General features: G+C 72.0%; 20 protein-coding genes and 2 tRNA genes. 21 read left to right on the forward strand and 1 reads right to left on the reverse strand.

What is annotated here, in order from left to right; genetic code table 11:
- The first annotated feature begins 379 nt into the window (after nucleotides 1–379).
- The 16 genes from thrC to rlmN all read left to right on the forward strand — a co-directional run bounded on the left by thrC (nucleotide 380) and on the right by rlmN (nucleotide 18,081).
- Nucleotides 380–1,810, forward strand: a complete 1,431-nt coding sequence (thrC, locus tag U874_RS0112925; protein WP_025134955.1) for a threonine synthase — start codon at nucleotides 380–382, stop codon at nucleotides 1,808–1,810.
- 37 nt (nucleotides 1,811–1,847) lie between these two features.
- Nucleotides 1,848–3,074, forward strand: a complete 1,227-nt coding sequence (locus U874_RS0112930; RefSeq protein ID WP_025134956.1) for an AI-2E family transporter — start codon at nucleotides 1,848–1,850, stop codon at nucleotides 3,072–3,074.
- Nucleotides 3,075–3,112: 38 nt separating this feature from the next.
- Nucleotides 3,113–3,520 (forward strand): phage holin family protein, encoded by a 408-nt coding sequence (locus U874_RS0112935; RefSeq protein ID WP_025134957.1) that lies wholly within the window; start codon nucleotides 3,113–3,115, stop codon nucleotides 3,518–3,520.
- A gap of 50 nt (nucleotides 3,521–3,570) precedes the next feature.
- Nucleotides 3,571–4,230, forward strand: coding sequence for an ABC transporter ATP-binding protein (locus U874_RS14500; protein WP_025134958.1), 660 nt, complete (start codon nucleotides 3,571–3,573; stop codon nucleotides 4,228–4,230).
- Between the two features lie 26 nt (nucleotides 4,231–4,256).
- Complete coding sequence (locus U874_RS0112945) at nucleotides 4,257–5,924, forward strand: hypothetical protein (protein WP_025134959.1); 1,668 nt, start codon at nucleotides 4,257–4,259, stop codon at nucleotides 5,922–5,924.
- A 193-nt stretch (nucleotides 5,925–6,117) separates the two neighbouring features.
- Nucleotides 6,118–6,190: transfer RNA gene (locus tag U874_RS0112950), tRNA-Glu, on the forward strand.
- 202 nt (nucleotides 6,191–6,392) lie between these two features.
- Nucleotides 6,393–6,465, forward strand: a tRNA-Glu gene (locus U874_RS0112955).
- A 114-nt stretch (nucleotides 6,466–6,579) separates the two neighbouring features.
- The gene (locus tag U874_RS0112960; protein WP_025134960.1) at nucleotides 6,580–7,638 is read left to right on the forward strand and encodes a 3-isopropylmalate dehydrogenase; all 1,059 of its coding nucleotides are present in this window, start codon (nucleotides 6,580–6,582) and stop codon (nucleotides 7,636–7,638) included.
- A 53-nt stretch (nucleotides 7,639–7,691) separates the two neighbouring features.
- Nucleotides 7,692–8,792, forward strand: a complete 1,101-nt coding sequence (locus U874_RS0112965; RefSeq protein WP_025134961.1) for a branched-chain amino acid aminotransferase — start codon at nucleotides 7,692–7,694, stop codon at nucleotides 8,790–8,792.
- The gene (locus U874_RS0112970) at nucleotides 8,789–9,592 is read left to right on the forward strand and encodes a fumarylacetoacetate hydrolase family protein (RefSeq protein WP_025134962.1); all 804 of its coding nucleotides are present in this window, start codon (nucleotides 8,789–8,791) and stop codon (nucleotides 9,590–9,592) included. The genes U874_RS0112965 and U874_RS0112970 overlap by 4 nt, the downstream gene beginning before the upstream one ends.
- Before the next feature lie 107 nt (nucleotides 9,593–9,699).
- Nucleotides 9,700–11,538: a hypothetical protein gene (locus U874_RS14905; protein ID WP_157834262.1), complete on the forward strand. Its 1,839-nt coding sequence runs from the start codon at nucleotides 9,700–9,702 to the stop codon at nucleotides 11,536–11,538.
- A gap of 68 nt (nucleotides 11,539–11,606) precedes the next feature.
- A complete protein-coding gene (locus U874_RS14505; protein ID WP_025134964.1) occupies nucleotides 11,607–13,067 on the forward strand; it encodes a helix-turn-helix domain-containing protein in 1,461 nt (486 codons plus the stop codon).
- 397 nt (nucleotides 13,068–13,464) lie between these two features.
- Nucleotides 13,465–14,988 (forward strand): aldehyde dehydrogenase family protein, encoded by a 1,524-nt coding sequence (locus U874_RS0112990; RefSeq protein ID WP_025134965.1) that lies wholly within the window; start codon nucleotides 13,465–13,467, stop codon nucleotides 14,986–14,988.
- Nucleotides 14,989–15,122: 134 nt separating this feature from the next.
- Nucleotides 15,123–16,142, forward strand: coding sequence for an alcohol dehydrogenase AdhP (gene adhP, locus U874_RS0112995; protein WP_029988453.1), 1,020 nt, complete (start codon nucleotides 15,123–15,125; stop codon nucleotides 16,140–16,142).
- Nucleotides 16,143–16,308: 166 nt separating this feature from the next.
- A complete protein-coding gene (locus U874_RS0113000; protein WP_029988454.1) occupies nucleotides 16,309–16,734 on the forward strand; it encodes a DUF779 domain-containing protein in 426 nt (141 codons plus the stop codon).
- Nucleotides 16,735–16,776: 42 nt separating this feature from the next.
- The gene (rlmN, locus tag U874_RS0113005) at nucleotides 16,777–18,081 is read left to right on the forward strand and encodes a 23S rRNA (adenine(2503)-C(2))-methyltransferase RlmN (protein ID WP_025134968.1); all 1,305 of its coding nucleotides are present in this window, start codon (nucleotides 16,777–16,779) and stop codon (nucleotides 18,079–18,081) included.
- Nucleotides 18,082–18,115: 34 nt separating this feature from the next.
- Here rlmN and U874_RS0113010 read toward each other — a convergent pair whose 3' ends face one another.
- Nucleotides 18,116–19,180 (reverse strand): aminotransferase class V-fold PLP-dependent enzyme, encoded by a 1,065-nt coding sequence (locus U874_RS0113010; RefSeq protein ID WP_025134969.1) that lies wholly within the window; start codon nucleotides 19,178–19,180, stop codon nucleotides 18,116–18,118.
- Nucleotides 19,181–19,273: 93 nt separating this feature from the next.
- Between U874_RS0113010 and U874_RS0113015 the strand changes: the two genes are divergently transcribed.
- The 5 genes from U874_RS0113015 to U874_RS0113035 are packed head-to-tail and all read left to right on the forward strand — an operon-like array spanning nucleotide 19,274 to nucleotide 24,881.
- Nucleotides 19,274–20,224 (forward strand): LysR family transcriptional regulator, encoded by a 951-nt coding sequence (locus U874_RS0113015; protein WP_025134970.1) that lies wholly within the window; start codon nucleotides 19,274–19,276, stop codon nucleotides 20,222–20,224.
- The gene (locus U874_RS0113020) at nucleotides 20,221–21,531 is read left to right on the forward strand and encodes an MFS transporter (protein WP_025134971.1); all 1,311 of its coding nucleotides are present in this window, start codon (nucleotides 20,221–20,223) and stop codon (nucleotides 21,529–21,531) included. The genes U874_RS0113015 and U874_RS0113020 overlap by 4 nt, the downstream gene beginning before the upstream one ends.
- Nucleotides 21,532–21,541: 10 nt before the next feature.
- Nucleotides 21,542–23,074, forward strand: coding sequence for a glutamate--tRNA ligase (gltX, locus tag U874_RS0113025; protein ID WP_025134972.1), 1,533 nt, complete (start codon nucleotides 21,542–21,544; stop codon nucleotides 23,072–23,074).
- Between the two features lie 18 nt (nucleotides 23,075–23,092).
- Nucleotides 23,093–24,085, forward strand: a complete 993-nt coding sequence (locus tag U874_RS0113030) for an NAD(P)/FAD-dependent oxidoreductase (RefSeq protein WP_025134973.1) — start codon at nucleotides 23,093–23,095, stop codon at nucleotides 24,083–24,085.
- A gap of 13 nt (nucleotides 24,086–24,098) precedes the next feature.
- On the forward strand, nucleotides 24,099–24,881 hold the full coding sequence (locus tag U874_RS0113035; protein ID WP_232755925.1) for a queuosine precursor transporter: 783 nt from the start codon (nucleotides 24,099–24,101) through the stop codon (nucleotides 24,879–24,881).
- Nucleotides 24,882–24,958: the final 77 nt, after the last annotated feature.

The raw sequence follows: 24,958 nt of genomic DNA on the forward strand, positions 1-24,958 counted from the left end.
CTGCCGGAGCGGGGGCGGCTGCTGGAGCGACGGGCTCGGCGGGGGCTGCCGGAGCGGCGGGGGCCGCCGGGACCTCGGGGGCGGGGGCCTGCGCGGCGGGAACCTCGGGCGTGCCGGGCTCGACGGGCTGCGCGTTCTCGGCACCGGGGGTGGTGGGATCAGACATGCGGATCAGTGCTCCTGGAGGGGCTGAAGGTCGGGCGGGATCGCGACCGACGGGGGAGTGCGAGCGGATCCGCGTGCGCACCATCGGTGGATTGCACCCACCCATTGTAATGATGAAGCCCGCTCACAGCTCAACCCTCGGAGAAGCGGGGGAGCCGCCCGGGCATGCGCAGCTGAATAGAATGGGTGGCGTCACCAACGACGAGGAGCAAAGTTGAAGTACATCTCGACCCGCGGCGGCATGGCCCCGGCACCGTACAGTGCGATCCTGCTGGAAGGGCTCGCCACCGACGGCGGCCTGGTCGTCCCGGAGCGCGTGCCGCAGCTCGACGCCGAGCGCATCGAGGCGCTGCGCGGGCTCAGCTACCCGGAGCTCGCCACCGAGATCCTCAGCCTCTACGCGACGGACATCCCCCGCGAGGACCTCGCGCGCATGTGCGCCGCGGCCTACAGCTCCGAGAACTTCGTGGCCGAGGAGATCGTGCCCCTCACCCGCGTCGACGACGAGATCACGCTCGTGGGCCTCTCGGAGGGCCCCACGCTCGCGTTCAAAGACATGGCGATGCAGTTCCTCGGCCAGTCCCTCGAGTACGTGCTCGCGCGGAGCGATCGCGCCCTCAACATCATTGGCGCGACCTCGGGCGATACGGGGTCGGCGGCCGAGTACGCGCTCCGCGGCAAGGACGGCATTGCGGTCTTCATGCTGTCTCCGCAGGGCCGCATGAGCGACTTCCAGCGCGCGCAGATGTACTCGCTCGCGGACGAGAACATCCACAACATCGCGATCGAGGGCGTCTTCGACGACTGCCAGAACCTCGTGAAGGAGCTCTCGGGCGACCTCGACTTCAAGCGCGCTCACGCCCTCGGCACGGTGAACTCGATCAACCTCGGCCGCATCAGCGCGCAGATGGTCTACTACTTCTGGGCGTGGCTGCGCGCCACCGACGCCGTCGCCGCGGCCGACCGGGCGAACTCGCCCGTGTCCTTCACGGTGCCCTCGGGCAACTTCGGCAACATCCTCTCGGGTCACCTCGCTCGGGCGATGGGCCTGCCGATCCGCCGCCTCGTGCTCGCCGCGAACGAGAACAATGTGCTCGATCAGTTCTTCCGCACGGGGATCTACGAGCCCCGCGGAGCCGCGGAGACCTACGCCACGTCGAGCCCGTCGATGGACATCTCGAAGGCCTCGAACATCGAGCGCTTCATCTTCGATCTCCTCGGCCGGGATCCGATTCGGCTCTCGGCGGCGTGGGACGAGCTGGCGCGGACGGGCCGGATCGACCTCACTCAGGAGCTCCCGCGCCTCGACACTGAGTTCGGGTTCCAGAGCGGCACCAGCACGCACGCCGACCGCGTTGCGACGATCCGGGACGTGCACGCCGCGAGCGGGATCATCATCGATCCGCACACAGCCGACGGCGTGAAGGTTGCGCGCGAGCACGTGGAGCCCGGCGTGCCGATGCTCGTGCTCGAGACGGCGAAGCCCGAGAAGTTCCCGGAGATCGTGCGCGAGGCCACGGGCGTCGAGCTCGGCATGCCGGAGCACCTCGCCGGGCTGCTCGAGCTGCCGCAGCGCGTCACCGAGATGGCCGACGACGCGACGCAGCTCCGCGAGTTCATCGCCGCGCGCGCGGTCGAGGCGTAGACTCCGGGGAACCACACCGGCAGCGGGGAGGCCACACATGTTCGGAGGTCAGGCGCAGCGGCAGCTCGCGCGGCGAGTCGCGGAGCTCGAGCGCCGCACGGGAGGCGCTCCCGGGTCCGCAGGGGCCCGCGCGTCGGACGAGGGCGGCGCATCGCTCGGCGCGCACGACGCGGCAACGGGTCGCGCGGCGCGCGCCTGGGGCGACGGCTTCGGCCTGATCGCCACTCGCTCGCTGCAGGTGATCGTGGTGCTCGCGCTCACCGCGATCGTCGTGCTCGGCCTCCGCTCGCTCAGCACGGTCGTGATCCCGATCCTCCTCGCCCTCATCCTGGCCAGCACGTTCTCGCCGGTGATGCGGGCGCTCCGCTCGCGGAACGTGCCCCCGGCGCTCGCCACGGTGCTCGTGCTGCTCGCGATCGCGGTGCTGCTCACCGGGGTGGGCTGGCTGATCGTGTGGGCCGTGCAGGACGAGTGGGACGAGCTCGCGGAGCAGGCGCACGACGGCTTCACGCAGGTGCTCGAGTGGGTGCAGACGCTGCCCTTCGCGCCGAGCGGTGATCAGATCGCCGAGTGGCAGAAGACCGTCGTCGACTTCGTGACGAGTGCGCAGTTCGGCTCGGGTGCGATCGCCGGGGTCGGCGCGATCACGGGCTTCGTGACGGGCCTCGTGCTCATGATCGTGGTGCTCTTCTTCTTCCTCAAGGACGGGCCGCAGATCTGGCAGTTCCTCCTCCGGCCGTTCACGGGCTCGGCCCTCGCGCGCGCCGAGCGCGCCGGTGAGAAGACGGTCGCGACGCTCGGCTCGTACGTGCGCGGCACGGCCGCCGTCGCCGCGGTCGACGCGATCGGGATCTGGATCGGCCTCGCGGTGCTCCAGGTGCCCCTCGCGCTCCCGCTCGCGGTGCTCGTGTTCGTGCTCGCGTTCATCCCGATCGTGGGTGCGACCCTCGCGGGGATCCTCGCCGCGCTCGTCGCGCTCGTGGCCAACGGTCCGATCAACGCGGTGCTCGTGGTCGGCGTCGTGGTGCTCGTCAACCAGCTCGAGGGCAACTTCCTCCAGCCCGTGCTCATGGGGCGCGCGCTCAAGCTGCACTCGCTCGTCATCCTCCTCGCCCTGACCATCGGCACGGTGCTCGGCGGCGTGCTCGGGGCGGTGCTCGCGGTGCCGATCGCGGCGGTCGCGTGGGGCATCATCCAGGTGTGGGACGGCCCCTCGACGCCCGCGAAGTGGTTCCGCCCGCGCGGCGACGCTGCGCTACGCTGATCCCAGCGGCGACCAGCCGTGCACAGCGAAGGAGTGTCATGCGGTTCTTGTTCCAGGTCGGCGCACAGCTCGTGCTCGGCGCGATCGCGCTCATCGTGATCCACTTCGCCCTCCCCGGCGTGACGATCCACCTCACCGGCTTCTTCGTCGCGCTCGGCGTCTTCACGCTCGCGCACGCCCTGCTCGGGCCGTTCGTCCTCAACATCGCGCAGCGCTACGCCGCGCCGCTCGCGGGCGGCGTCGGCCTTGTGGCAACCGTGCTCGCGCTCTGGGTGGCCACCCTGTTCAGCGGTGGGATCGAGATCCGCGGCGTCGACTCGTGGGTGCTCGCCCCGATCATCGTGTGGGTCATCACCGCGCTCGGCGGCTGGCTCTTCATGGCCTTCTTCGTGGACAAGCGGCTCAAGCAGCGCGCTGCGGCGAAGGCGCTCAAGGCGGCGCGCTGATCCGCGGCGCGCAGCATCCCTCGGACGAGCAGGCGGCGCAGCACGAGGCCGTGCTGACTGCCACGCGCGTCCGCGTGGACATCGACGGCGCTGAGCTGCTGCCCGAGACGTCGATCGCGCTCGACCGCGGCCGCGCCGTCGCCGTGCGCGGCCCGAACGGGGCGGGCAAGACGACGCTCCTGCGCGTGCTCGCCGGCCGCATGCGGCCGAGCGCCGGGGAGGCGCGCCTGTTCGGTGCGGCTCTCGACGAGCGGGACCGGGCGGTGCGCGCTCACATCGCGGCGCTGATCGAACCGCCCTCGCTTTACCCGGATCTCACGCTCCGCGACCACATCGCGCTCATCGACGCCGCGTGGAGCGGGAACGCGGCGGCGCCGGCGGGGGAGCGGCCGCGCTGGGCCGGTCTCGGCACCGACGCGCTCGAGCGCTTCGGCATCGCCGCCCTGGCGGATCGCTTCCCGAACGAGCTCTCGAGCGGGCAGCGCCAACTCGTCTCGCTCGCGGTCACCCTCGCCCGGCCCTGCTCCGTGCTGCTCCTCGACGAGCCGGAGCAGCGGCTCGATCCGGATCGGCGCGGCATCGTCGCCGAGACGCTGCGCGCGGCGCGGAGCGCCGGAGTCGCGATCGCCTTCGCGTCGCACGACCCCGTGCTCGTCGCGCAGGTCGCGGACGGGGAAGTGCACGTCGGCGGGGCGCCGGGGACGCCGTGACGCCCCCGGGATCGCTCGGCGGACGGATGCGTGCGGCTCGCGCCGATCGCGACGCGCTCCGCGCGGTGCGCGCCGTGCGGCGTGCGCGGGGCGATCGGCTGAGCGCGGGAGACGTCTCGTACCGGATCTACCTCGCCGTGATGCTGGCGATCATCGTCGTGGCCCCCGCCGTGCGCGCGGGGATCCTCGCGTGGGCTCCCGCGATCCCGGAGACCGCGGCGCACCCCGCGGGCGTCGCCGCGGCCCTCACGCTCAGCACAGCGGGCCTCGCGCTCCTCGGAAGCCGGGCGGGGCCCGCACGCGCCGGGCTGCCCCAGCTCGACCTGCTCTTCACTGCAGCCCTGCCCCGCGCTCGTCTCCTCGGGCCGTCGCTCGGGCGGTGGTTCGCGGCCGGCGCCGGCGTCGGTGCCGCCATCGGGGGCATGGCGGCGGTGGCGCTCGCGCTGGCCGCCGCGAACGGACTCGCCAGTGGTGCGAGCCTCGAGCTGGGGATCATCGCTGCGCTCGTCGGCGCGGGCGCAGCGCTCGGCATGCTCGGCGTCGGTGCGCTGCTCCTCGGACAGCGGGGTCCGCGCGTGCGCGGCGGCGTCGCCCTCGGGCTCGCGGCGCTCGCGGCCGCGCAGCTCGCCGCTGCGGGCCGGGGAGTCGGCGCGCTGCCCGATCCGTGGTCGGCATCGGCAGCGCTCCTGGAGCGTGCCGCGTCCGGCCCAGCCGGGGACGCGCTACCGATCTCGCTGATCCTGTTGCCCGCGCTGGCCGCCCTCGCCGTGCTGTGCGGCGCGCTCCCGCTCGCGACACGGCTCTCGCGGGAGCGGTTGCGAGCGCAGGCGGTGAACTGGGATGCCGCGAGCGCACTGGCGCTCACGGGCGACCCGACCGCCGCACTCGCGCGCTTCGGCGAGCCGGTGCGCCACGGGCGGCGGCTCATCCTGCGCCCGGCGCGGGGGCTCGGCGGCACGATCCTGCGCAGGGACCTGCTCGGGCTCGTGCGCGCGCCCGGCCGGAGCCTCGCCGGGCTCGGCGGCATGCTCGCCGCGGGCGCGCTCTGGGGCTCGGCGCTCGCCGGGGGAGGGAGCCCGCTGCGGGCCGCGCTCCTCGGGGCCGCCGCGACGGTCGTCGCTGCGCTCGCCGCGCAGCCCTGGTGCCGCGGCCTGGTCGCTGCGGCCGCCGGGGTCGGCTCGCCCGCGCTGCTCCCGAGCGGCCCGGGCGCCCTCATGGCCCGGCACGCCCTGCTGCCCGCGCTCGCCGCGACGCTCGCCCTCGCCGCAGGCACGCTCCTCGTGTGCGCGGGCGTGGGCGTGGGAGTGGTCGCGGACCCGGGTGCCGGATCCGGTCCCGCCGAGGCCGCGGGGGTCGGCGCGCTCCTCACCGCGCCCGTGCTCGCCGCAGCCGTCGTGCTCCTGCGCGTGGCCGCGGCACTCAAGGGGACGATTCCGCTCCGCCTGCTCGCCCCCGTGCCCACGCCGCTCGGCGACGTCTCGGCCGTGAACGTGTTCATCTGGACGATCGACGGCCCCGTGGTCGCGCTGCTCGTCGGCGCGGCGCTCGGGGCCAGCTGGGGCGCGGCGTTCGCGGCGCCCCAGGTGGCGGGACCCGTGCTCGCCGCGAGCGGGGTGAGTCTCGTGCTGCTCGCGGCGCTCATCGGCTGGAGCGCGTCGCGATTGCGGCCGAGCCGGCCGAGCGGCGGAGCGTAGGGACCGGCCCCGGCGCGTGCGCGCCCGCCGAGCGCCGCAAGCTCGGCGCGCGCCACAGGGCCGGGAAGATCCGCGTGATTCCGCGGAGACACGCGCGGGGCGGCGGGCCGAGTTTGCCGATGGTGGGGCGGCATGGCAAACTAAATGAGTTGCCAGCGCAGCGGGGAAGCCCGCCGCACAGGAAACAGCGTCCGGCCCCATCGTATAGCGGCCTAGTACGCCGCCCTCTCACGGCGGTAACGCGGGTTCGAATCCCGCTGGGGTCACCGGATCGAAAGCCTCGCCCTCGGGCGGGGCTTTCGTGCTTTCCGGGGGTGGGTCGCCGGCACTGGCGACTGCCCCAGAATGGTCTCGCCGCCGGGCCGCCGCGCGCGGGCGCCGTTCGATTTTGCGTGACTGGGTGATCCGTGCCAAGATATACGGGTTGCCAACGCGGTGGGGAAGCCCGCAGCGCGGGAAACAGCGTCCGGCCCCATCGTATAGCGGCCTAGTACGCCGCCCTCTCACGGCGGTAACGCGGGTTCGAATCCCGCTGGGGTCACCGGATCGAAAGCCTCGCCCTCGGGCGGGGCTTTCGTGGTTTCCGGGGCCGCTCGCGGAGGCCCGCGCGGATATGCTGGGAGAGTTCTGTCCCCGCACACATGAGGAGCGCTCAGTGACCCGCACCATCAAGCTCGCAGTCCTTCCCGGCGACGGCATCGGTCCGGAGGTGATCGAGCAGGCGAACCGCGTGCTCGACGCGGTCCTCGTCGGCGGCGACGTCGAGCTGGCGCGCACCGAGTTCAAGCTGGGTGCCGAGCGGTTCCTGGCCACGGGGGAGACGCTGCCCGAGGCGGAGCAGCAGGCGATCGCTGAGCACGACGCGATCCTCTTCGGCGCCGTCGGCGGCGTGCCGGGCGATCCGCGCCTGAAGGACGCGAACATCGAGCGCGGCCTCCTCCTGAAGCTCCGCTTCGACTTCGATCACTACGCGAACGTGCGCCCCTGCACCCTGTTCCCCGGAGTGACCTCGACGCTGCGCGATCCGGGCAGCGTCGACTTCGTCGTGGTCCGCGAGGGCACCGAGGGCCCCTACGCGGGGAACGGCGGCTCGCTCCGGCCCGGCACGCCCCACGAGGTCGCCACCGAGGTGTCGGTCAACACTGCGATGGGCGTCGAGCGCGTCGTGCGCTACGCCTTCGAGACGGCGCAGGCCCGGCCCCGCAAGAAGCTCACCTGGGTGCACAAGACGAACGTGCTCGTGCACGCCGGCGCGATCTGGCAGCGCGTGGTCGCCGCCGTCTCCGCCGAGTACCCCGAGATTGCCGTCGACTACATGCACATCGACGCGGCCACGATCTTCATGGTGCAGGATCCGGCGCGCTTCGACGTGATCGTCACTGATAACCTGTTCGGAGACATCCTCACGGACCTGGCCGGCGCTATCGGCGGCGGCATCGGGCTCGCGGCGTCCGGCAACATCAATCCCGACGGCACGTTCCCGAGCATGTTCGAGCCCGTCCACGGTTCTGCTCCCGACATCGCTGGGACGCAGCAGGCGGACCCGACCGCGGCGATCCTCTCCGCGGCTCTCCTCCTCGACCACCTGGGCCTCTGCGCCGAAGCGAATCGCGTGCGCGACGCTGTGCGCGCCGATCTCGCCGTCCGTGGCTCCGCACAGCGCGCCACCGCAGCGATCGGCGACGCCGTGATCGCGGCGCTCCCCGCCCGCTGAGTCTCCGCTCAGGTTCGATTCCCGCCACCGCATTTCGTAAGAGAGATCACTCCATGACTGACCTGGTATTCACTCACACCGAGGCCGAGCGCCGCCCCGCAGCCGAGCGCGAGGCCCTGCTCGTCGACCCGGGCTTCGGCAACGTCTTCACGGACCACATGGTGTCCGTCGTCTGGGCGAAGGACGCGGGCTGGCACGACGCCGAGGTCATTCCCTACGGGCCGATCCCGCTCGACCCCGCGGCCTCGGTGCTGCACTACGGGCAGGAGATCTTCGAGGGGCTCAAGGCGTACCGTCGTGCGGACGGCTCGATTGTCACCTTCCGCCCGGAGGCGAACGCCCGCCGGTTGAACGAGTCGGCCGAGCGCCTCGCGCTCCCCACGATCCCCGAGGAGCTCTTCGTTGCGGGCGTGCGGGAGCTCGTGCGCATCGACGCCGACTGGGTGCCGAGCGGCGCGGACCAGAGCCTGTACCTCCGCCCCTTCATGATCGCGGACGAGAGCTTCCTCGGCGTTCGCGCCGCGGAGCGGGCCCGCTTCCTCATCATCGCGAGCCCCGCGGGCCCCTACTTCTCGGGCGGCGTGAAGCCGGTCTCGATCTGGCTCTCGCAGGACCTCGCGCGCGCGGGCCGCGGCGGAACGGGCGCCGCCAAGTGCGGCGGCAACTACGCCGCGTCGCTGCTCCCGCAGCAGCTCGCCGCGGAGCACGGCTGCCAGCAGGTGCTCTTCACCGACTCGGCGACGACCGACACGATCGACGAGCTGGGCGGCATGAACCTGTTCCTCGTCCGCGCCGATGGCACCGTGCTCACGCCGAAGCTCAACGGCAACATCCTCGACGGGATCACCCGCCGCAGCCTGATCCAGCTCGCGAAGGATCGCGGCCACGCCGTCGAGGAGCGCGAGATCACCGTCACCGAGTGGCGCGAGGGCGTCGCGGACGGCACGATCACGGAGGCGTTCGCGTGCGGCACGGCCGCGGTGATCACGCCGATCCAGCAGCTCAAGTCCGAGGACTTCGCGATCGACTTCGGCGCAGCGGCGCCCGGCGAGCTCACGATGTCGCTGCGCGAGGAGCTCACGGGCATCCAGTTCGGCACCCGCGAGGACCGCCACGGCTGGCTCGAGGTCATCGTCCCGGCGGACGCACGATGAAGGTCGCGCGCTTCCAGCACGAGGGCGAGATCTCGTTCGGGATCCTCGACCGGGCCGAGTCCGGTGACGGGGTCGAGCTCGTCGAGCTCCTGGCCGATCCGCTCGTGGCGGGCTACGACACGACGGGCCGCCGCCTGAAGCTCGAGGACGTGCGCCTGCTCGCCCCCGTGATTCCGCGCTCGAAGGTGGTGTGCATCGGCAAGAACTACGCCGACCACATCGCAGAGATGGCAGACGTCACGGGCGGCGGCACGCCGGCCGAGCCCGTGATCTTCCTGAAGCCGAACACGTCTGTGATCGGTCCGGGGGATCCGATCATCCGCCCCGAGGTGTCCGACCGCGTCGAGCACGAGGGCGAGCTCGCGATCGTCATCGGCGCCATGGCGAAGAACGTCTCCGAGGACGACGCCCTTGCCTACGTCTTCGGCTACACCTGCGCGAACGACGTCACGGCCCGCGATATCCAGATCGCCGACGGCCAGTGGACGCGCGGCAAGGGCTTCGACACGTTCTGCCCGCTCGGCCCGGTGATCGAGACCGATCCCGAGCTGGCGGACGCCCGCATCGTGACGCGCGTGAACGGTGAGGTGCGCCAGGAGGGCAGCACCGCGCAGCTCATCCACTCGCTCGCGAAGATCGTCTCCTTCGCCTCGCAGGCGTTCACGCTCCTGCCCGGCGACGTGATCCTCACGGGCACGCCCGCGGGGGTCGGCCGGCTCGTCTCGGGCGACACCGTCGAGGTCGAGATCGAGGGCATCGGGATCCTCCGCAACCCCGTGCGCGACGCGGTCGACGCGTAGCGCAGGGCGGGGCACGCGTGAACGTCTGGGACGGTCCTGAGTATTCGGGGAGCGCCGCGCCGCGGCGCCACCCGCTGAGCTACCCGGGGACCGTCCCGGACGCGTCCGTGCTGATCACGCAGCACGAGGTCTGGCGGATCCTCGACCGGTGGAGCGACCCGCTCGATTGGGAGAGCCCCTCCGAGCAGCGCCTCGGCAGCACGCGCGTCGCGATCGACGCGGAATCCGCCGAGCGTCTCGGGCTGTCGCACCGGATCCCGCCCACGCTGAACAGCGTGCTCGAGGAACTCACCGGAGCGATCGCCGACGGCCTGGTGCCCGTCATCGCGATCGGCTCGAACGCGGCGCCCTCGCAGCTCAGGAACAAGTTCGCGGACGAGACCGCGCAGCTCGTGATCCCCTCGATCCGCGCCCGCATGACCGGGTACCGGGTCGGTTTCACCGCGTTCCTCGCGCCCGCGGGCTACCTCCCGGCGACGCTGTTCCCCGAGGAGGGGGCCGTGACCGCGACGACCGTCCAGTTCCTCAGCCGCGCGCAGCTGCGCGCGATCGACGCGACGGAGACGCCCTGGTACCGCCGGGTCTGGGTCGACGACGCGGAGATCCTGCTCGAGACGGGCGAGCGCCTGCTCGGCGCCTATGCCTACGTCGCGCATCACGGTGTGCTCGGGGCGGACGGCGCGCCGTTCGTCATGGGCGATCCGGATCCCGCGCTCGCCGGGCGACGCCTGCGCACGCAGGAGGACGCGCTGCGGACGCTCCTTGCCGACCCGGTCTGCGCCGCAGCGTGGGGGAGCGAGCCCGCCGAGCTGCTCGCGGCTCCGCCCGGGGCGGCGGCCTCCCTCGCCGTCATCCAGGGGAGCGGCCACGAGGTACTCGCGAACCCGCTGGTCGACCGCGATGCGGGCGCTGCGGCGGGCTCCGCGGTGAGCTCTGCGGTCAGCTCCTCCGCGGGATCCGATCCCGCCGACCCGCGCTACGGCGCGCGCTTCCGCGCGCGGGCGCTCGCGCGGGTGCCCGGCGCCGCCCCGGACCCGCGCTGGAGCGTGACCGTGGGGCGCACCCACGACCTGCTCGAGCGATCGGGCAACTCCGTCGTGCGGCTCGGCGCCGACGTGCGCGCCGCACTCGGCGACCCGCAGCACGTGGAGATCACCTCCGAGGCGATCGCGCACGGCGTCGACGGGCGCGCGCCCCGCGTGATCGCGAACGTCTACCGCGCGACGCACGATGCGGCGCCGCCCGCCGATCCGGCCCTCATCGAGGTCGACCACATGCTGCGCATGGGCGCGGGCCTCGAGGTGGGGGAGCGCGCGATCCTCCGCCCGGTCACCGTCGAGCGGCAGGGCGCGTTCGACGCGCTGCTCGGCGCCCCGAACTCCGTCTCGTTCCGTGTGACGCTCGCCGACCCGTCGAGCACCGAGCGCGAGGTCTGCCTCATGAGCGAACTCTCGCTGCAGCTCCTCGGGGTCGCGAGCGGCGACTACGTCGTGCTTGAGGGCGCGGCTGACGAGGACGGGAGCGTCCGCATGCTCGTGCTGAAGGCGTTCCAGATCCCCGAGGACGTGTGGCAGGAGCGCGTGCGCGTTTCCGACGGCAGCTGGGACGACCGCTTCCCGGGGGCCCGCGAGACGCTCGGAATCCACCCCGACATCCCCATCCTCTTCATCGACGCGTCCACGCGTGCGCGGCTCGGCCTCCGCGAGCAGCAGCTCGGGGTCGTGCGCGCCCGCCCGGCCCGCCTGCAGCAGTTCGGCAACGAGGCGCGCGAGATGCTCCTCCTCCTCGCGATCGCGTTCATCGGGATCGTGGGCATCATCCCGAATCTCTGGGTCGGCGCCGCGCTCTTCGGGCTGCTGCTCGTCGGCTCGTTCGCGCTCATGATCGTGAAGCTGCGCCGCCGGCTCTCGCACCGTGCGGCGGGGAGGCGCCGGGGCTCCGGATAATCGCAGCCACTCGGCGCGGAACATGGGCTACGCTCGGGAGGCAACACAGGCCGCAACGAGGAGGTCAGGTGCCGAGCTCATGGCAGGCGCTGCAGCGCGGAGAGTCCGTCCGTGAACGACGGCGGGCACTCGAGCGTGCGCACGAGCGCTTCGTGAGCACGGCCGCGGGCGCGCCGCTGCACGATCCCGATGCCGAGCTGGAGTTGCGCGAGCGTTTCGCGGCGACCCCCGGCATGCGCGCCTTCGTGCTCGACTCGTGGCTGCGGTCGCAGCGCGGCACCATCCACCCCGATCGCGTGCTCGAACGCCCCGCGCTCGACGACGCTGCGCTCGAAGAGCTGCGCCGGATCCACCCGCTCTCGAGCGTGCTCCCCGTGATCCGACGGCTCCTCTTCGACGAGGCCCGCGAGTCCGGGCTCATCGTCGCGGTGGGCGACGCCGGTGGGCGACTCCTCTGGGTGGACGGCGATACGCGGCTGCGCACCCGCGCGGCGGAGATGGGCTTCCGCGCGGGGATGGACTGGTCGGAGCACTCGGTCGGGACGAGCGCTCCGGGCAGTGCGATCGAGCTGGACCAGGCGCTCCAGGTGCTCGGCGCCGAGCACTTCAGCCGCGCGGTGCACGAGTGGAGCTGCACGGCGGCGCCCGTGCACGACCCGCTGAGCGGGGAGATCCTCGGGGTCATCGATGTGACGGGCGGCGACAGCGCGGCTTCGCCGCACCTCCTCCCGCTGCTGCAGGCCACGCTCGCCGCGATCGAGGCGGAGCTGCAGCTGGCTCGGCTGCGCGAGCTGCTGAATCCGCCGCGGCCCGCCGCAGCGAGCGAGCTCGGCGGTTCCGAAGCGCGCTGGGAGGCGCCTGCGCCCGTGGACTCCGCTTCCGCGGGGGCCCGGTCGGTCCCCGGCCCGGCCGCCCAGGATCCGGCTCGCGAGGGATCCGATCCCGCACCGATGCTCCGCGTGCTCGGGGGCGAAGAGCCCACGCTCGCGTGGGGCGCGGGTACGGCGCCCCTCACCGGGCGGCACGCGGAGATCCTGCTCGCGCTTGCGGATGCCCCGGGAGGGTGCTCCGCCGAGCAGCTGGCCGAGGAGGTGTACGGCCGCGCCGATGCCGAGCAGACGCTCCGGGCCGAGCTGGTCCGCCTGCGGCGCTGGCTGGCGGCGGCGGCGGTGCCGCTCGGCCTGCGCTCGCGCCCCTACGCGCTCGATCGGCCCCTCGTCATCGATGCGGCGGTCGCGCTCGACCGGCTCGACGCGGGGGAGTACGCCGCCGCGCTCGACGCCTACGCGGGGCCGGTGCTGCCCGCCTCGGCGGCTCCCGTTGCGGAGCGGTTGCGCGGCGAGCTCGACGCGACGCTGCGGGAGGCGCTCCTCGAGCGGGCCGATCCGGAGCAGCTGTTCGCCTATGCGCAGCGCTGGGCGGCCTCCGACGCGCATGTGTGGGAGACCCTGCTGCAGGTGCTCCCGGCGGCGTCCCCGCGCCGGGCGCACGCGGTGGCCAAGCTGGAGGCGCTGCGCGCCGACCGCTAGTGGAGGGCCGCGCGCGGCGGTCGCGCTCCGTCCTCCGGCGCGCGGTTCCCCTGCCGTTCCGCCTTCCTGTGTGCGGTGCCCCTCCGCATCCGGCTTCCTGTGTGCGGTGCCCCTCGCGTTCCGCCTCCTCGCGCGCCGTTCCCCGCAGAATCCCCGGGAGAAATCGCGTATCTCGGAGGCTCACCGCGGAATTCGTCCGAGATACGCGATTTCTCCTGCTGGTTTCGAGGGGCGCTGCTGGTTTGGAGGGGCGCTGCTGGTTGGGAGGGCGACCACCCCCGAAACACCCGCGACACCGGGCTGCAACGCGGATGCAACGTGAACGCAACGCTGGCCTCGCTACGTTCGGATCACCGGGGAATCCCGGCACCCGCACCGATGTCAAAGGAGACACGTCATGACTGTGTACGCAGCCCCCGGCCAGCCGGACTCGCTGGTCAGCTTCAAGAGCCGCTACGAGCACTACATCGGCGGCGAGTGGGTGCGCCCCGTGAAGGGCCAGTACTTCGAGAACGTCACGCCCGTCACCGGCAAGGCGTTCTGCGAGATCGCCCGCGGCACCGCCGAGGACATCGAGGCCGCGCTCGACGCCGCCCACGCAGCCGCCCCGGCCTGGGGGCAGACGAGCCCCGCGGAGCGCGCACTGATCCTCAACCGCATCGCCGACCGCATGGAGCAGAACCTCGAGCTCCTCGCCGTCGCCGAGACCTGGGACAACGGCAAGGCCGTGCGCGAGACCCTGAACGCCGACATCCCGCTCGCGATCGATCACTTCCGCTACTTCGCCGGCGCGATCCGCGCGCAGGAGGGCGGGCTCTCGCAGATCTCCGAGGACATGGTCGCGTACCACTTCCACGAGCCGCTCGGCGTGGTCGGTCAGATCATCCCCTGGAACTTCCCGATCCTCATGGCCACCTGGAAGCTCGCCCCCGCGCTCGCCGCAGGCAACGCGATCGTGTTGAAGCCGGCCGAGCAGACCCCCGCGTCGATCCTCGTGCTGTTCGAACTGATCGGGGATCTGCTCCCCGCGGGCGTCGTGAACATCGTCAACGGCTTCGGCGCCGAGGCGGGGAAGCCGCTCGCCACGAACAAGCGCATCCGCAAGATCGCGTTCACGGGTGAGACGACGACCGGCCGGCTCATCATGCAGTACGCGTCCGAGAACATCATCCCCGTGACGCTCGAGCTCGGCGGGAAGAGCCCGAACCTCTTCTTCGAGGACGTCATGGCGCAGGACGACGCCTACTTCGACAAGGCGAAGGAGGGCTTCACGATGTTCGCCCTCAACCAAGGCGAAGTCTGCACCTGCCCGTCGCGCTCGCTGATCCAGGCGTCGATCGCGGACGATTTCCTCGACGCCGTCGTCGAGCGTACGGAGCGGATCACGCGCGGCAACCCGCTCGACACCGACACGATGATGGGCGCCCAGGCCTCGAACGATCAGTTCGAGAAGATCAAGTCGTACCTCGACATCGGCCGTCAGGAGGGCGCGCAGGTGCTCACGGGCGGCGGAGTGGCGGATCTGGGCGGCGAGTTCTCCGAGGGCTTCTACATCCAGCCGACGATCTTCCGGGGAGACAACTCGATGCGGATCTTCCAGGAGGAGATCTTCGGCCCCGTGGTCGCGGCCACGACCTTCACCGATTTCGACGACGCGGTGCGGATCGCGAACGACACGCTCTACGGCCTCGGCGCCGGGGTGTGGAGCCGCAACGGCAACACCGCGTACCGCGCCGGCCGGGCGATCCAGGCGGGCCGCGTGTGGGTGAACAACTATCACGCCTACCCCGCGCACGCCGCGTTCGGCGGCTACAAGTCGAGCGGGATCGGCCGCGAGAACCACCTCATGATGCTCGACCACTACCAGCAGACAAAGAACCTGCTCGTCAGCTACAAGGAAACCGCGGACGGCTTCTTCTAGGCCGGCACCCGAGCGGGCGGCGGGCCGGCAGCAGAACCGGCTCGCCGACCCGCCACTCGCAACCCGTCGACACACCACCAGCAGTACCCACTCCTCTTCACCGTCGAAAGGACCCACTCATGACCACCTCCACGATGCGCGCAGCGTCCGTCCCGAGCTTCGGCGCTCGCCTCGATGTCGCAGACCTTTCCGTCCCCGCACCCGGCCCCGGCCAGGCGCTCGTCCGTGTGCTCACCACGGGCGTGTGCCACACCGATCTGCACGCGGTCGAGGGCGACTGGCCCGTGAAGCCGAGCCCGCCGTTCATCCCCGGCCACGAGGGCGTGGGGATCGTCGAGGCCGTCGGCGAGGGCGTCACGAACGTCTCCGTTGGCGACCTCGTGGGCAATGCCTGGCTCTGGTCGGCGTGCGGCCACTGCGAGCACTGCCGTACGGGCTGGGAGACGCTCTGCGAGCAGCAGCAGAACGGCGGCTACTCCGTCGACGGCTCTTTCGCCGAGTACATGCTCGTCGACGCCGAGTACGCCGCGATCGTGCCCGCGGGATCCGATCCCGTCGAGGTGGCGCCGGTGCTCTGCGCAGGCGTCACGGTCTACAAGGGCCTGAAAGTCACCGGGGTCCGGCCCGGGCAGTGGGTCGTGATCTCGGGCATCGGTGGCCTCGGGCACATCGCCGTGCAGTACGCGGTGGCCATGGGCATGCGGGTCGCAGCGGTCGACATCGCCGACGACAAGCTCGCCCTGGCGAGGAAGCACGGCGCGGAGGTGACCGTGAACGCGCTCACCGAGGACCCGGTGGAGGCGATCCAGCGGCAGACGGGCGGCAGCCACGGCGTGCTCGTCACCGCGGTGCACCCCTCCGCGTTCGGCCAGGCGATCGGCATGACCCGTCGCGGCGGCACGATCGTCTTCAACGGTCTCCCGCCCGGGGACTTCCCCGCGCCGATCTTCGACATCGTACTGAAGGGGCTCACGATCCGCGGCTCGATCGTGGGCACCCGCCAGGACATGATCGAGGCGCTCGATTTCTACGCGCGCGGGCTGATCCACCCGACCGTCGCCGAGCGTCCGCTCGACGACGTGAACGAGGTGCTCGACGAGATGCGCGCCGGGAAGATCGACGGCCGCGTGGTGCTGCGGCTCGCGAACGCCTAGCCCGGCATCGTGCCGCGGGCCCGGGAGCGCACTTCCTGGGCCCGCGGCCTCCGCGGGTCGGAGCGCACGGATCACCGGGTTCGCAGGCAATCCCGGGATCGCCGGTCGCACCCTACCCGCCCACCACCACACACCCGAGCAGGATCGCATGTCCGAGGAGGATCGCATGTCCGAGACCGACGGCGCCCGCGCGGCGCGCCCCGAAGTGGCGGGGGAGTCCGAGAGCCGCTTGGCCTTCACTCCCGCCGCGCTCGAGCTGATCGAACGACTGTGGGCCATGCACGGACCGCTCATGTTCCACCAGTCGGGCGGCTGCTGCGACGGCAGCGCCCCCATGTGCTACCCGGCGGGCGAGTTCCGCACGGGCGGTCAGGATGTGCTCCTGGGCACGCTCGAACTGGATCCGGCGGCCCAGGATCCGGCGGCCCAGGATCCGGCACCCCGCGAGATCCCGTTCTGGATGTCGCGCGAGCAGTTCGCCCTGTGGGCGCACACCCATCTCACCGTGGACGCGATCCCGGGACGTGGGAGCGGCTTCTCGCTCGAGGCCCCGGAGGGGCTCCGCTTCCTCATCCGCTCGCGCTTGCTGTGAGCGGAGGTTCGCGCGCGCAGTTTGACCTGCGAGAATGGTGCAGTGGATCCCAACAAGCTGAATCACGAACGCGGCGCTGAGGAAGCGAAGTTCATCAAGACCCGCCCCAACACGGGCGGCCTCGCGCGCCGCCCTCAGGTGCGCCCGAAGACCGAGGGCTGGAAGCAGCTCACCTCGCCCGATGGGCGCCCCACGCTGCAGTTCGCGTCCCCGCGGGTGAAGCAGCCGGCCACGCACCTCGCGGACCTCACCCTCGCCGAGCGCGAGACGAAGATGGCGGAGCTCGGGCTCCCGAAGTTCCGCGCGAAGCAGATCTCGAAGCACTACTTCGACCACTACACGACCGATCCCGAGCAGATGACCGATCTGCCGAAGGACCGCCGCGACGAGATCGCGGAGGCGTTCTTCCCGCCGCTCCTCACCGAGGTGAAGCGCCTCGTGACCGACGACGGCGCGACGATCAAGTTCCTCTGGCGCCTCTTCGACGGTGCGCTCGTCGAGTCGGTGCTCATGCGCTACCCGGGCCGGATCACGCTCTGCGTGTCGAGCCAGTGCGGCTGCGGCATGAACTGCCCGTTCTGCGCGACCGGCCAGGCGGGCCTCACGCGCAACATGTCGACCGCCGAGATCCTCGATCAGGTGGTGCAGGCGAACCGCGTCATCGCCGAGGGCGGCCTCGGGCGCGTCCGCGAGGAGGGCAACGGCGCCGAGGCCGAGCGGGTCAACAACATCGTCTTCATGGGCATGGGCGAGCCGCTCGCCAACTACAAGCGCGTCATGAACGCCGTGCACCGCATGGTCGCGCCGTCGCCCGAGGGCCTCGGCATGTCGGCTCGCGGCATCACCGTCTCGACGGTCGGCCTCGCGCCCGCGATCCGGAAGCTCGCGGACGAGGATCTCGCGATCACCTTCGCGCTGTCGCTCCACGCGCCCGACGACCAGCTGCGCGACGAGCTGATCCCCGTCAACAGTCGCTGGAAGGTCGACGAGGTGCTCGACGCGGCGTACGGCTACTACGAGAAGACCGGGCGTCGCGTGTCGATCGAGTACGCGCTGATCAAGGACATGAACGATCACGCGTGGCGCGCCGATCTCCTCGCGGAGCGGCTCAACCAGCGTGGGCGTGGCTGGGTGCACGTGAACCCGATCCCGCTGAACCCGACGCCGGGTTCGATCTGGACCTCGTCGACGCGCGAGGTCACCCGCGAGTTCGTCGACCGCCTGAACGCGGCGGGCATTCCGACCACGCTGCGCGACACGCGCGGCAAGGAGATCGACGGCGCGTGCGGTCAGCTCGTCGCCACCGAGCAAGACAAGCTCGAGGCGCAGGCATTCGCCGAGGCCTAGGCCGCGACGCGGCGCTTCCGCAGAACCAGCGGAGCTAGCGGAGCGTGCGGCCCACGAGGTCGACGTCCTCCTCGGTGTTCCAGAGGTGGAATGCGATCCGGGCGTTTCCCGCGCGGCCGGACGCCGTGACTCCCGCGGCGGTGAGCGCGGCGAGATCCGAGCCCTCGGGATCGGCCCAGGTGACGATCGCCGATTCCCGTCCGGGCAGTGCCTCCGGGAGCCCGAGGCGCGCTCGGGCGGCTGCCGCGAGGCCCGTGGCGTGCGCGTGCACCGCAGCGGGATCGCGGTCGAGGCATTCGCGGAGCGCGGCGACCGTTCCGCCGATGACGGGCCACACGGGGGAGAGATCGAAGCGGCCGGCGCCGGCCGCGAGCGGCGTGTGCCCCGCGTAGCAGGAGCTCCACACGTCATCGGCGGAGTACCAGCCCGCCGCGAGCGGATGCAGGGTCTCCTCGAGCCCGGTGCGCACCGTGAGGAACGCCGTGCCGCGCGGGGCGCAGAGCCACTTGTAGGCGTGGCACACGGTGAAGTCGAAGCCCTTGGCGCCGCGCGGCAACCAGCCGAGCGACTGCGTGAGATCAACGAGCGTGCGTGCCCCCGCCTGCGCCGCGGCGTCGCGGATGGCGTCGGCGTCGGCCACCTCGCCCGACGCGGACTGCACGAGCGAGAAGGCGACGAGCGCGGTGCGCGGCCCGATCGCGTCGGCCAGCTCGGCAACCGGCGCGTAGCGCACGGCGACGCCGCGGTGTCGGAGCTGCTCGAACGGGTGGGTGAGCGATGCGAAGTCGCCCGCCGCGCAGAGCACCTCGGCCCCGTCCGGCAGGCCCGAGGCCACGACCGAGACGAGCTGCGAGACCTGCGTCCCGAGCGCGACGCGATCGCTCGGGACCCCCGCGATCCGCGCGTAGAGCGAGCGGGCTTCTTCGGCGTCCCGACTCAGCTGCCGCGCGTCGAGCCCGCCCCCGGCCCAGCGTGCGACGAACGCCTGCATGGCGTCGACCGTCGCGTCGCTGGGCAGGCCCGCGGTGCACGCGGAGAGGTAGCCGGGGCCCGCGGCGAAGCTCGCCGCCCAGTCGCTGGGGTGCTGTGAGAGACGCATGGGGCCAGGGTAGGGGAGCGCCACGCATAATGAAACAGAATCATTCTTATCGTTTGCTTCGCTCAAGCTTATGTCTCGGGTAGAATCGGGCGCATGAGCACTCCGCGTACTGCCGACCCGCTCGGCTCCATCGACTCCACCGAGCTGCGCATCCTCCACGCGCTCGCGACGACCGGCTCGCTGACCGCGGCGGCGGGCAGCCTCGGCCTCAGCCAGCCCGCAGTGAGCCAGCGCATCAAGCGCGTCGAGACCCGGCTCGCAGTCCCGCTGATCGAGCGGAGCGGGCGCGGCATCCGGCTGACGCCCGCCGGCCAGATCCTCGCCGATCACGGGCGCACCGTCGTCGCCGAGATCGACGCGGCGCTCGCGGCGATCGATGATCTTCGCGGGGAGCGCGCCGGAACGCTGCGGCTCGTGGGCTTCCCCTCCGCCTCCGCAACGCTCGTGCCCGATCTGATGCGGCGCCTCGCTGAGGAGGCGCCCGACGTCGCCCTGCAGTACCGGGAAGCCGAGCCTCCCGCGGCGACCGCGATGCTCCGCGACGGCGAGGTCGACTGCGCGCTCATCTTCGACTACGCGGGCGCCGCAGAGCTCCCCGCGGGGAGCGCGTTCGTGCCGCTCTGGCGCGAGGAGGTGAAGCTCGTCGTGTCCGATGACCGCGCAGTTCCGGGCGACACGGCGAAGCTCGGCGACTTCTCGCACGAGCACTGGATCGCCGGCTGCGAGAAGTGCCGCGGCCACCTGCTCAGCGCGGCCGACGAGGCCGGCTTCGAGCCCGACATCATCCAGGAGACCGACAACGTGCCCGCGATGCTCGCGATGGCGGCCGCGGGCGGCGCGGTCGCGCTCGTGCCGGGCCTCGCGCTTGCAGCGGCCCGGACCCTTCCCGACGACGCCCGGGCGCTCGTGCTCGATCCGCCCCGCTACCGGACGATCGGCATCGTCTCGATGGCGACGGCGAACGAGAGCCCGCAGGTGCGACTCGCGAAACGGCTCCTCGCGACGGTCGACGGCTCCCGCTGGGGTCTCGAGGACGTGAAGTGAGCGCGGGATCGACGGGCGCCGCTTCCTCGGTGACGCACGGCACGCGCACGCCCCAGGCCCCCGCTCGCGTGCAGCGCCGCACGGTGCTCGTGCTCGCGCTCGCGACGATCCTCGGCGGGCTCGGCGTGGGCGCCTCGCTCTCCGCGGGCGCGCTGCTCATCGCGGACATCACGGGCAATCCCGCGCTCTCCGGATTCGGATCCACCATGAACGCCGTGGGGGCTGCGATCGCGGGCATGCCGCTCGCCCGCCTGGCCGCGCGCCGGGGTCGCCGCATCGCGCTCGCGACGGGCAACGCGATTGCGGTGCTCGGCGCCGTGCTCGTGGTGCTCGCCTCGGCGCAGCGCTGGTCGGTGCTCCTGTTCGTCGGGCTCGCGGTGCTCGGCATCGCCGTCGCGGTGCAGCTGCAGTCGCGATTCGCCGCCGCCGACCTCGCGGCGCCCGAGAACCGCGCGCGCGACCTCTCGCTCGTGGTCTGGTCGATCACGATCGGCGCGGTCACCGGGCCGAACCTCATCGGACCGGGGGAGCAGCTCGGTACCGCGCTCGGCCTCCCCGGCCTCTCGGGGATCTTCTTCTTCACGATCGCGGCGCAGATCGCGGCGGGGCTCGTCGTGTGGATCGGGCTGCGCCCGGATCCGCTCCTCGAAGCGCGAAGGCTCGCAGAGCTCGCGCCGACTCCGGCCGCGGCTGCCGCTCCCGGGACCTCCGCTCCCGCGGAGGTTTCGGATCCGGCGCCCGCCGCTCGCGCGTCGCGCACGCCCCAGTTCCTCGCGATCGCGGTGATCGCCATCGCCCACGCCGTGATGGTGGGCCTCATGGCCATGACGCCGCTGCATCTCACGCACCACGGGGGCAGCATCACGCTCGTGGGGCTCACGATCAGCCTCCACATCGCGGGCATGTACGCGCTCTCGCCGGTGTTCGGTGCGCTCACCAGCCGGCTCGGGCCGATCCCCGTGGTGCTCGGCGGCTTCGCTGTGCTCGGGATCGCTGCGCTCGGCACGGCGTTCGGCGGCGACTCGGTCCCTGTGATCCAGACCGCGCTCATCCTGCTCGGGATCGGCTGGTGCATGGTCACCGTCGCCGGTGCCGTGCTTGTCACCGAGCTCACCCCCAGCGCTGAGCGTCCGACGCGCCAGGGCCAGTCCGACACGACCATGAACGCTGCGGGCGCGCTCTTCGGCGCGGCATCGGGCGGCCTCTTCGCGCTCGGCGGCTTCCCGCTCGTCTCGCTGATCGCGGGCGGCTGCATCGTGATCGGCGCGCTCCTGACCATTCGACTGATCCCGCGCTCGCGAGGATAGGATAGATCTGATGTCACACACCGAGACCCCCCAGTTTTCCAGCGCGACCGGCTCTGACGTTCGCGTCCGTTTCTGCCCCTCGCCGACCGGCACGCCCCACGTCGGCATGGTGCGCACCGCCCTCTTCAACTGGGCCTACGCGCGTCACACCGGCGGCACCTTCGTCTTCCGCATCGAGGACACCGATGCCGCGCGCGACAGTGAGGAGAGCTACGGCCAGATCCTCGACTCCCTCCGCTGGCTCGGCCTCGACTGGGACGAGGGGATCGACGCGGGCGGCGAGCATGGCCCGTACCGCCAGTCGCAGCGCGGTGAGATCTACCAGGGCATCATCGAGCGCCTCCGCGAGGCGGGGCACCTCTACGAGAGCTACTCGACCGCCGAGGAGATCGACGCGCGCAACGAGGCGGCCGGCCGCCCGAAGCAGCTCGGCTACGACAACTTCGACCGCGATCTGAGTGACGAGCAGCGCGCGGCCTTCCGCGCCGAGGGCCGCGAGCCCGCGCTCCGCTTCCGCGTGCCGGACGTCGATCTCTCCTTCACCGACCTCGTCCGCGGCGACATCACGTTCCCCGCGGGATCGACGATCGACTTCGTCGTCGTGCGCCCGAACGGCGCGCCCCTCTACACGCTCGTGAACCCCGTCGACGACGCGCTCATGGGCATCACCCACGTGCTCCGCGGCGAGGATCTCCTCTCGTCGACGCCTCGGCAGATCGCGCTCCACCGCGCGCTCGTCGAGCTCGGCATCGAGGCGGCGATCCCGCAGTTCGGCCACCTGCCCTACGTGCTCGGCGAGGGGAACAAGAAGCTCTCCAAGCGCGATCCCGAGTCGAACCTGCTGCACCACCGCGAGCGCGGCTTCATCCCCGAGGGGCTGCTCAACTACCTGTCGCTGCTCGGCTGGTCGCTCTCCTCGGATCGCGACGTGTTCACGAGTGACGAGATGATCGCCGCGTTCGACGTGCGCGACGTGAACCCGAACCCGGCCCGTTTCGACCAGAAGAAGGCCGACTCGATCAACGCAGACCACATCCGACTCCTCTCCGAGGAGGACTTTGGGGCGCGGATCCTGCCCTACCTCATCGCGGGCGGCGCGCTTCCCGTGGAGCCGAACGCGGAGCAGCTCGAGATCGTGCGCCGCGCGGTGCCGCTCGTGCAGAGCCGCGTGACGGTGCTCTCCGAGGTGACGCCCATGATGGGCTTCCTCTTCACCACGGCCGATGCGCTGAGCTACGAGGACGATGCGCTGAAGTCGCTCAAGGCCGATGCGCCCCAGGTGCTGGAGGCCGGCCTCGCCGCGCTCGAGCGCATCGAAGCGGCGGAGTGGACCACGGAGCGGATCCAGAACGCGCTGCAGGACGCGCTCATCGAGGGCCTCGGGCTCAAGCCCCGCGTGGCGTTCGGTGCACTGCGCGTCGCCGCCTCGGGCCGCCGCGTGTCGCCGCCCCTCTTCGAGTCGTTTGAGCTCATCGGGCGCGAGGAGACCCTGGCCCGGCTGCGGAAGCTGGCCGCACACCTCGCCGCGACGGCGGGCGAGTAGGAATCGAGAGGAGTCGCTGTGACGGAGCGTGAGCCCGTGGCGCCGATCGGCGTCGCGATCATCGGCGGAGGCCCCGCCGGCCTGTCCGCCGGGCTGCAGCTGGTGCGCGCGAATCGGCGCATCGCGATCCTCGACAGCAACCGGCCCAGGCACTCGGCCACGCTGCAGTCGCACGGCTTCCTCACCCGCGACGGGGCGTCGCCGCTCGAGCTGCGGCGCCTCGGCCGCGAGGAGTTCGAGGCATACCCCTCGGCGATCTTCGCGCAGGCGATGACCCGGGAAGTGACTCCGCTCACCGCCGACGAGGCGCTCGCGGCCGGCTTCCCCGATGGGATCGGGTTCCGCGTCCGCGGCACCGGGATCCGCGGCGCGGCCGACGTCGAGTTCATCGCGCGGCGCGTGCTCATCGCCGCCGGGCTCACGGAGGAGCTGCCCGCACTCCCGATGATCCGCGCCTACTACGGCACCGCGCTCCACAGCTGCGTGGAGTGCGACGGCTTCGAGAAGACGGATAAGCCGCTCGCGCTCATCGGCGAGACGACCGACCTCTTCGCCCGCGCACTGCTGATCAGTCGCTTCAGCTCCGACCTCGTGGTGTTCACGAACGGAGCCGAGACCATCCGAGCCGAGCAGGAGGCGCAGCTCGCGGCGATCGGGATCCGCGTCGAGCGACGCGCGATCGACGACATCGTCGGCGAGAAGGCCGAGATGACCGGCGTGCGACTCGCCGACGGCGAGGTCGTGCCACGGGTCGGCGGCTTCGTGCGCCCGCGCTGGCACGCGCCCGTCGAGTTCATGGGCGATCTGCCCATCGAGCGCGACGACTGGGGCCTCATCGTGACCGACGCGCGGGGCGAGACCACGGTGCGCGGCGTCTCCGCGGTGGGCGACATCGTCCCGCCCGGACCGCAGCAGCTCATCATCGCCGCAGGCAACGGTGCGCGCGTCGCGGCGAAGTTGAACATGGACATGATCCGCGGCGCACTCGGTGTCGGGCAGATCGATGAGTGATCGGGAGCTGCTCGTGAATGCACCGTCCGCCGAGGGCGCGTCCGCTGGGACGCCCGGGGCACAGCACGACGTGACCCCCGCGACCGTGGGCACCCGCGCCGCGGCCGCCGGCGCCCGCTACGCCGTGGTCGTCGCGAGCTTCGTCGGTCTGCTCCTCATCTCGAACATCGTCGCGGTGAAGCTGATCGCCTTCGGCCCCGTGCAGCTCGGCGAGCTCTCGTTCGGGCCGTTCATCGTCGATGGCGGAGTCTTCCTCTTCCCGCTCGTCTACATCGTCGGCGACGTGCTCGCCGAAGTGTACGGCCTGCGCGCCGCGCGTCGCGCGATCTTCACCGCGTTCGCGCTCTCGCTGCTCACCTCGCTCACCATCTGGGTGACCCAGCTCTCCCCGGCCGCGCCGGGCTGGGAGAACCAGGCGGCGTTCGAGTCCGTGCTTGGCTTCGTGCCCCGGATCGTCGCGGCGAGTCTCGGCGCGTTCCTCGCCGGTCAGCTCATCAACGCGTGGGTGCTCGTCTGGCTGCGCCGCCGGACCTCGGGGCGCTTCCTGCGCACCCGGTTGATCGCCTCCACCGTTGTCGGGCAGGTCGTCGACACGACGGTCTTCTGCACGATCGCGTTCTGGGGCGTGCTCGAGGGCTGGGACTTCCTCGGCTACACGGCACTCGGCTACGGCATCAAGGTGCTGGCCGAGGTCGTGCTGCTGCCCGTCACCACGCGCGTGATCTCGCGCGTTCGCGCGGCCGAGCAGCGTGCCGCGCTCGTCGGCCCCGCGGCTCCCGCGGCCCCGGCCCAGTAGGCGCGCCGCCCGCGGAGCGCCCAGCCGCTTCGCCGAACCGCGCGTCCGGCATACATCACGCGTCAGGCCCGGCCCCG

The organism is Leucobacter sp. PH1c, from assembly GCF_000633415.1.
Taxonomy (GTDB): Bacteria; Actinomycetota; Actinomycetes; order Actinomycetales; family Microbacteriaceae; genus Leucobacter.

What these genes read in the sequence shown, in the direction of transcription:
- U874_RS0112990 (WP_025134965.1), top strand. Translation starts at nt 13,465, where the DNA reads ATGACTGTGTACGCAGCCCCCGGCCAGCCGGACTCGCTGGTCAGCTTC.
- U874_RS0113015 (WP_025134970.1), top strand. Translation starts at nt 19,274, where the DNA reads ATGAGCACTCCGCGTACTGCCGACCCGCTCGGCTCCATCGACTCCACC.
- adhP (WP_029988453.1), top strand. Translation starts at nt 15,123, where the DNA reads ATGCGCGCAGCGTCCGTCCCGAGCTTCGGCGCTCGCCTCGATGTCGCA.
- U874_RS0113000 (WP_029988454.1), top strand. Translation starts at nt 16,309, where the DNA reads ATGTCCGAGACCGACGGCGCCCGCGCGGCGCGCCCCGAAGTGGCGGGG.
- U874_RS0112965 (WP_025134961.1), top strand. Translation starts at nt 7,692, where the DNA reads ATGACTGACCTGGTATTCACTCACACCGAGGCCGAGCGCCGCCCCGCA.
- U874_RS0112930 (WP_025134956.1), top strand. Translation starts at nt 1,848, where the DNA reads ATGTTCGGAGGTCAGGCGCAGCGGCAGCTCGCGCGGCGAGTCGCGGAG.
- U874_RS0112970 (WP_025134962.1), top strand. Translation starts at nt 8,789, where the DNA reads ATGAAGGTCGCGCGCTTCCAGCACGAGGGCGAGATCTCGTTCGGGATC.
- U874_RS0112935 (WP_025134957.1), top strand. Translation starts at nt 3,113, where the DNA reads ATGCGGTTCTTGTTCCAGGTCGGCGCACAGCTCGTGCTCGGCGCGATC.
- gltX (WP_025134972.1), top strand. Translation starts at nt 21,542, where the DNA reads ATGTCACACACCGAGACCCCCCAGTTTTCCAGCGCGACCGGCTCTGAC.
- U874_RS0112945 (WP_025134959.1), top strand. Translation starts at nt 4,257, where the DNA reads ATGCGTGCGGCTCGCGCCGATCGCGACGCGCTCCGCGCGGTGCGCGCC.
- U874_RS0113010 (WP_025134969.1), bottom strand. Translation starts at nt 19,180, where the DNA reads ATGCGTCTCTCACAGCACCCCAGCGACTGGGCGGCGAGCTTCGCCGCG.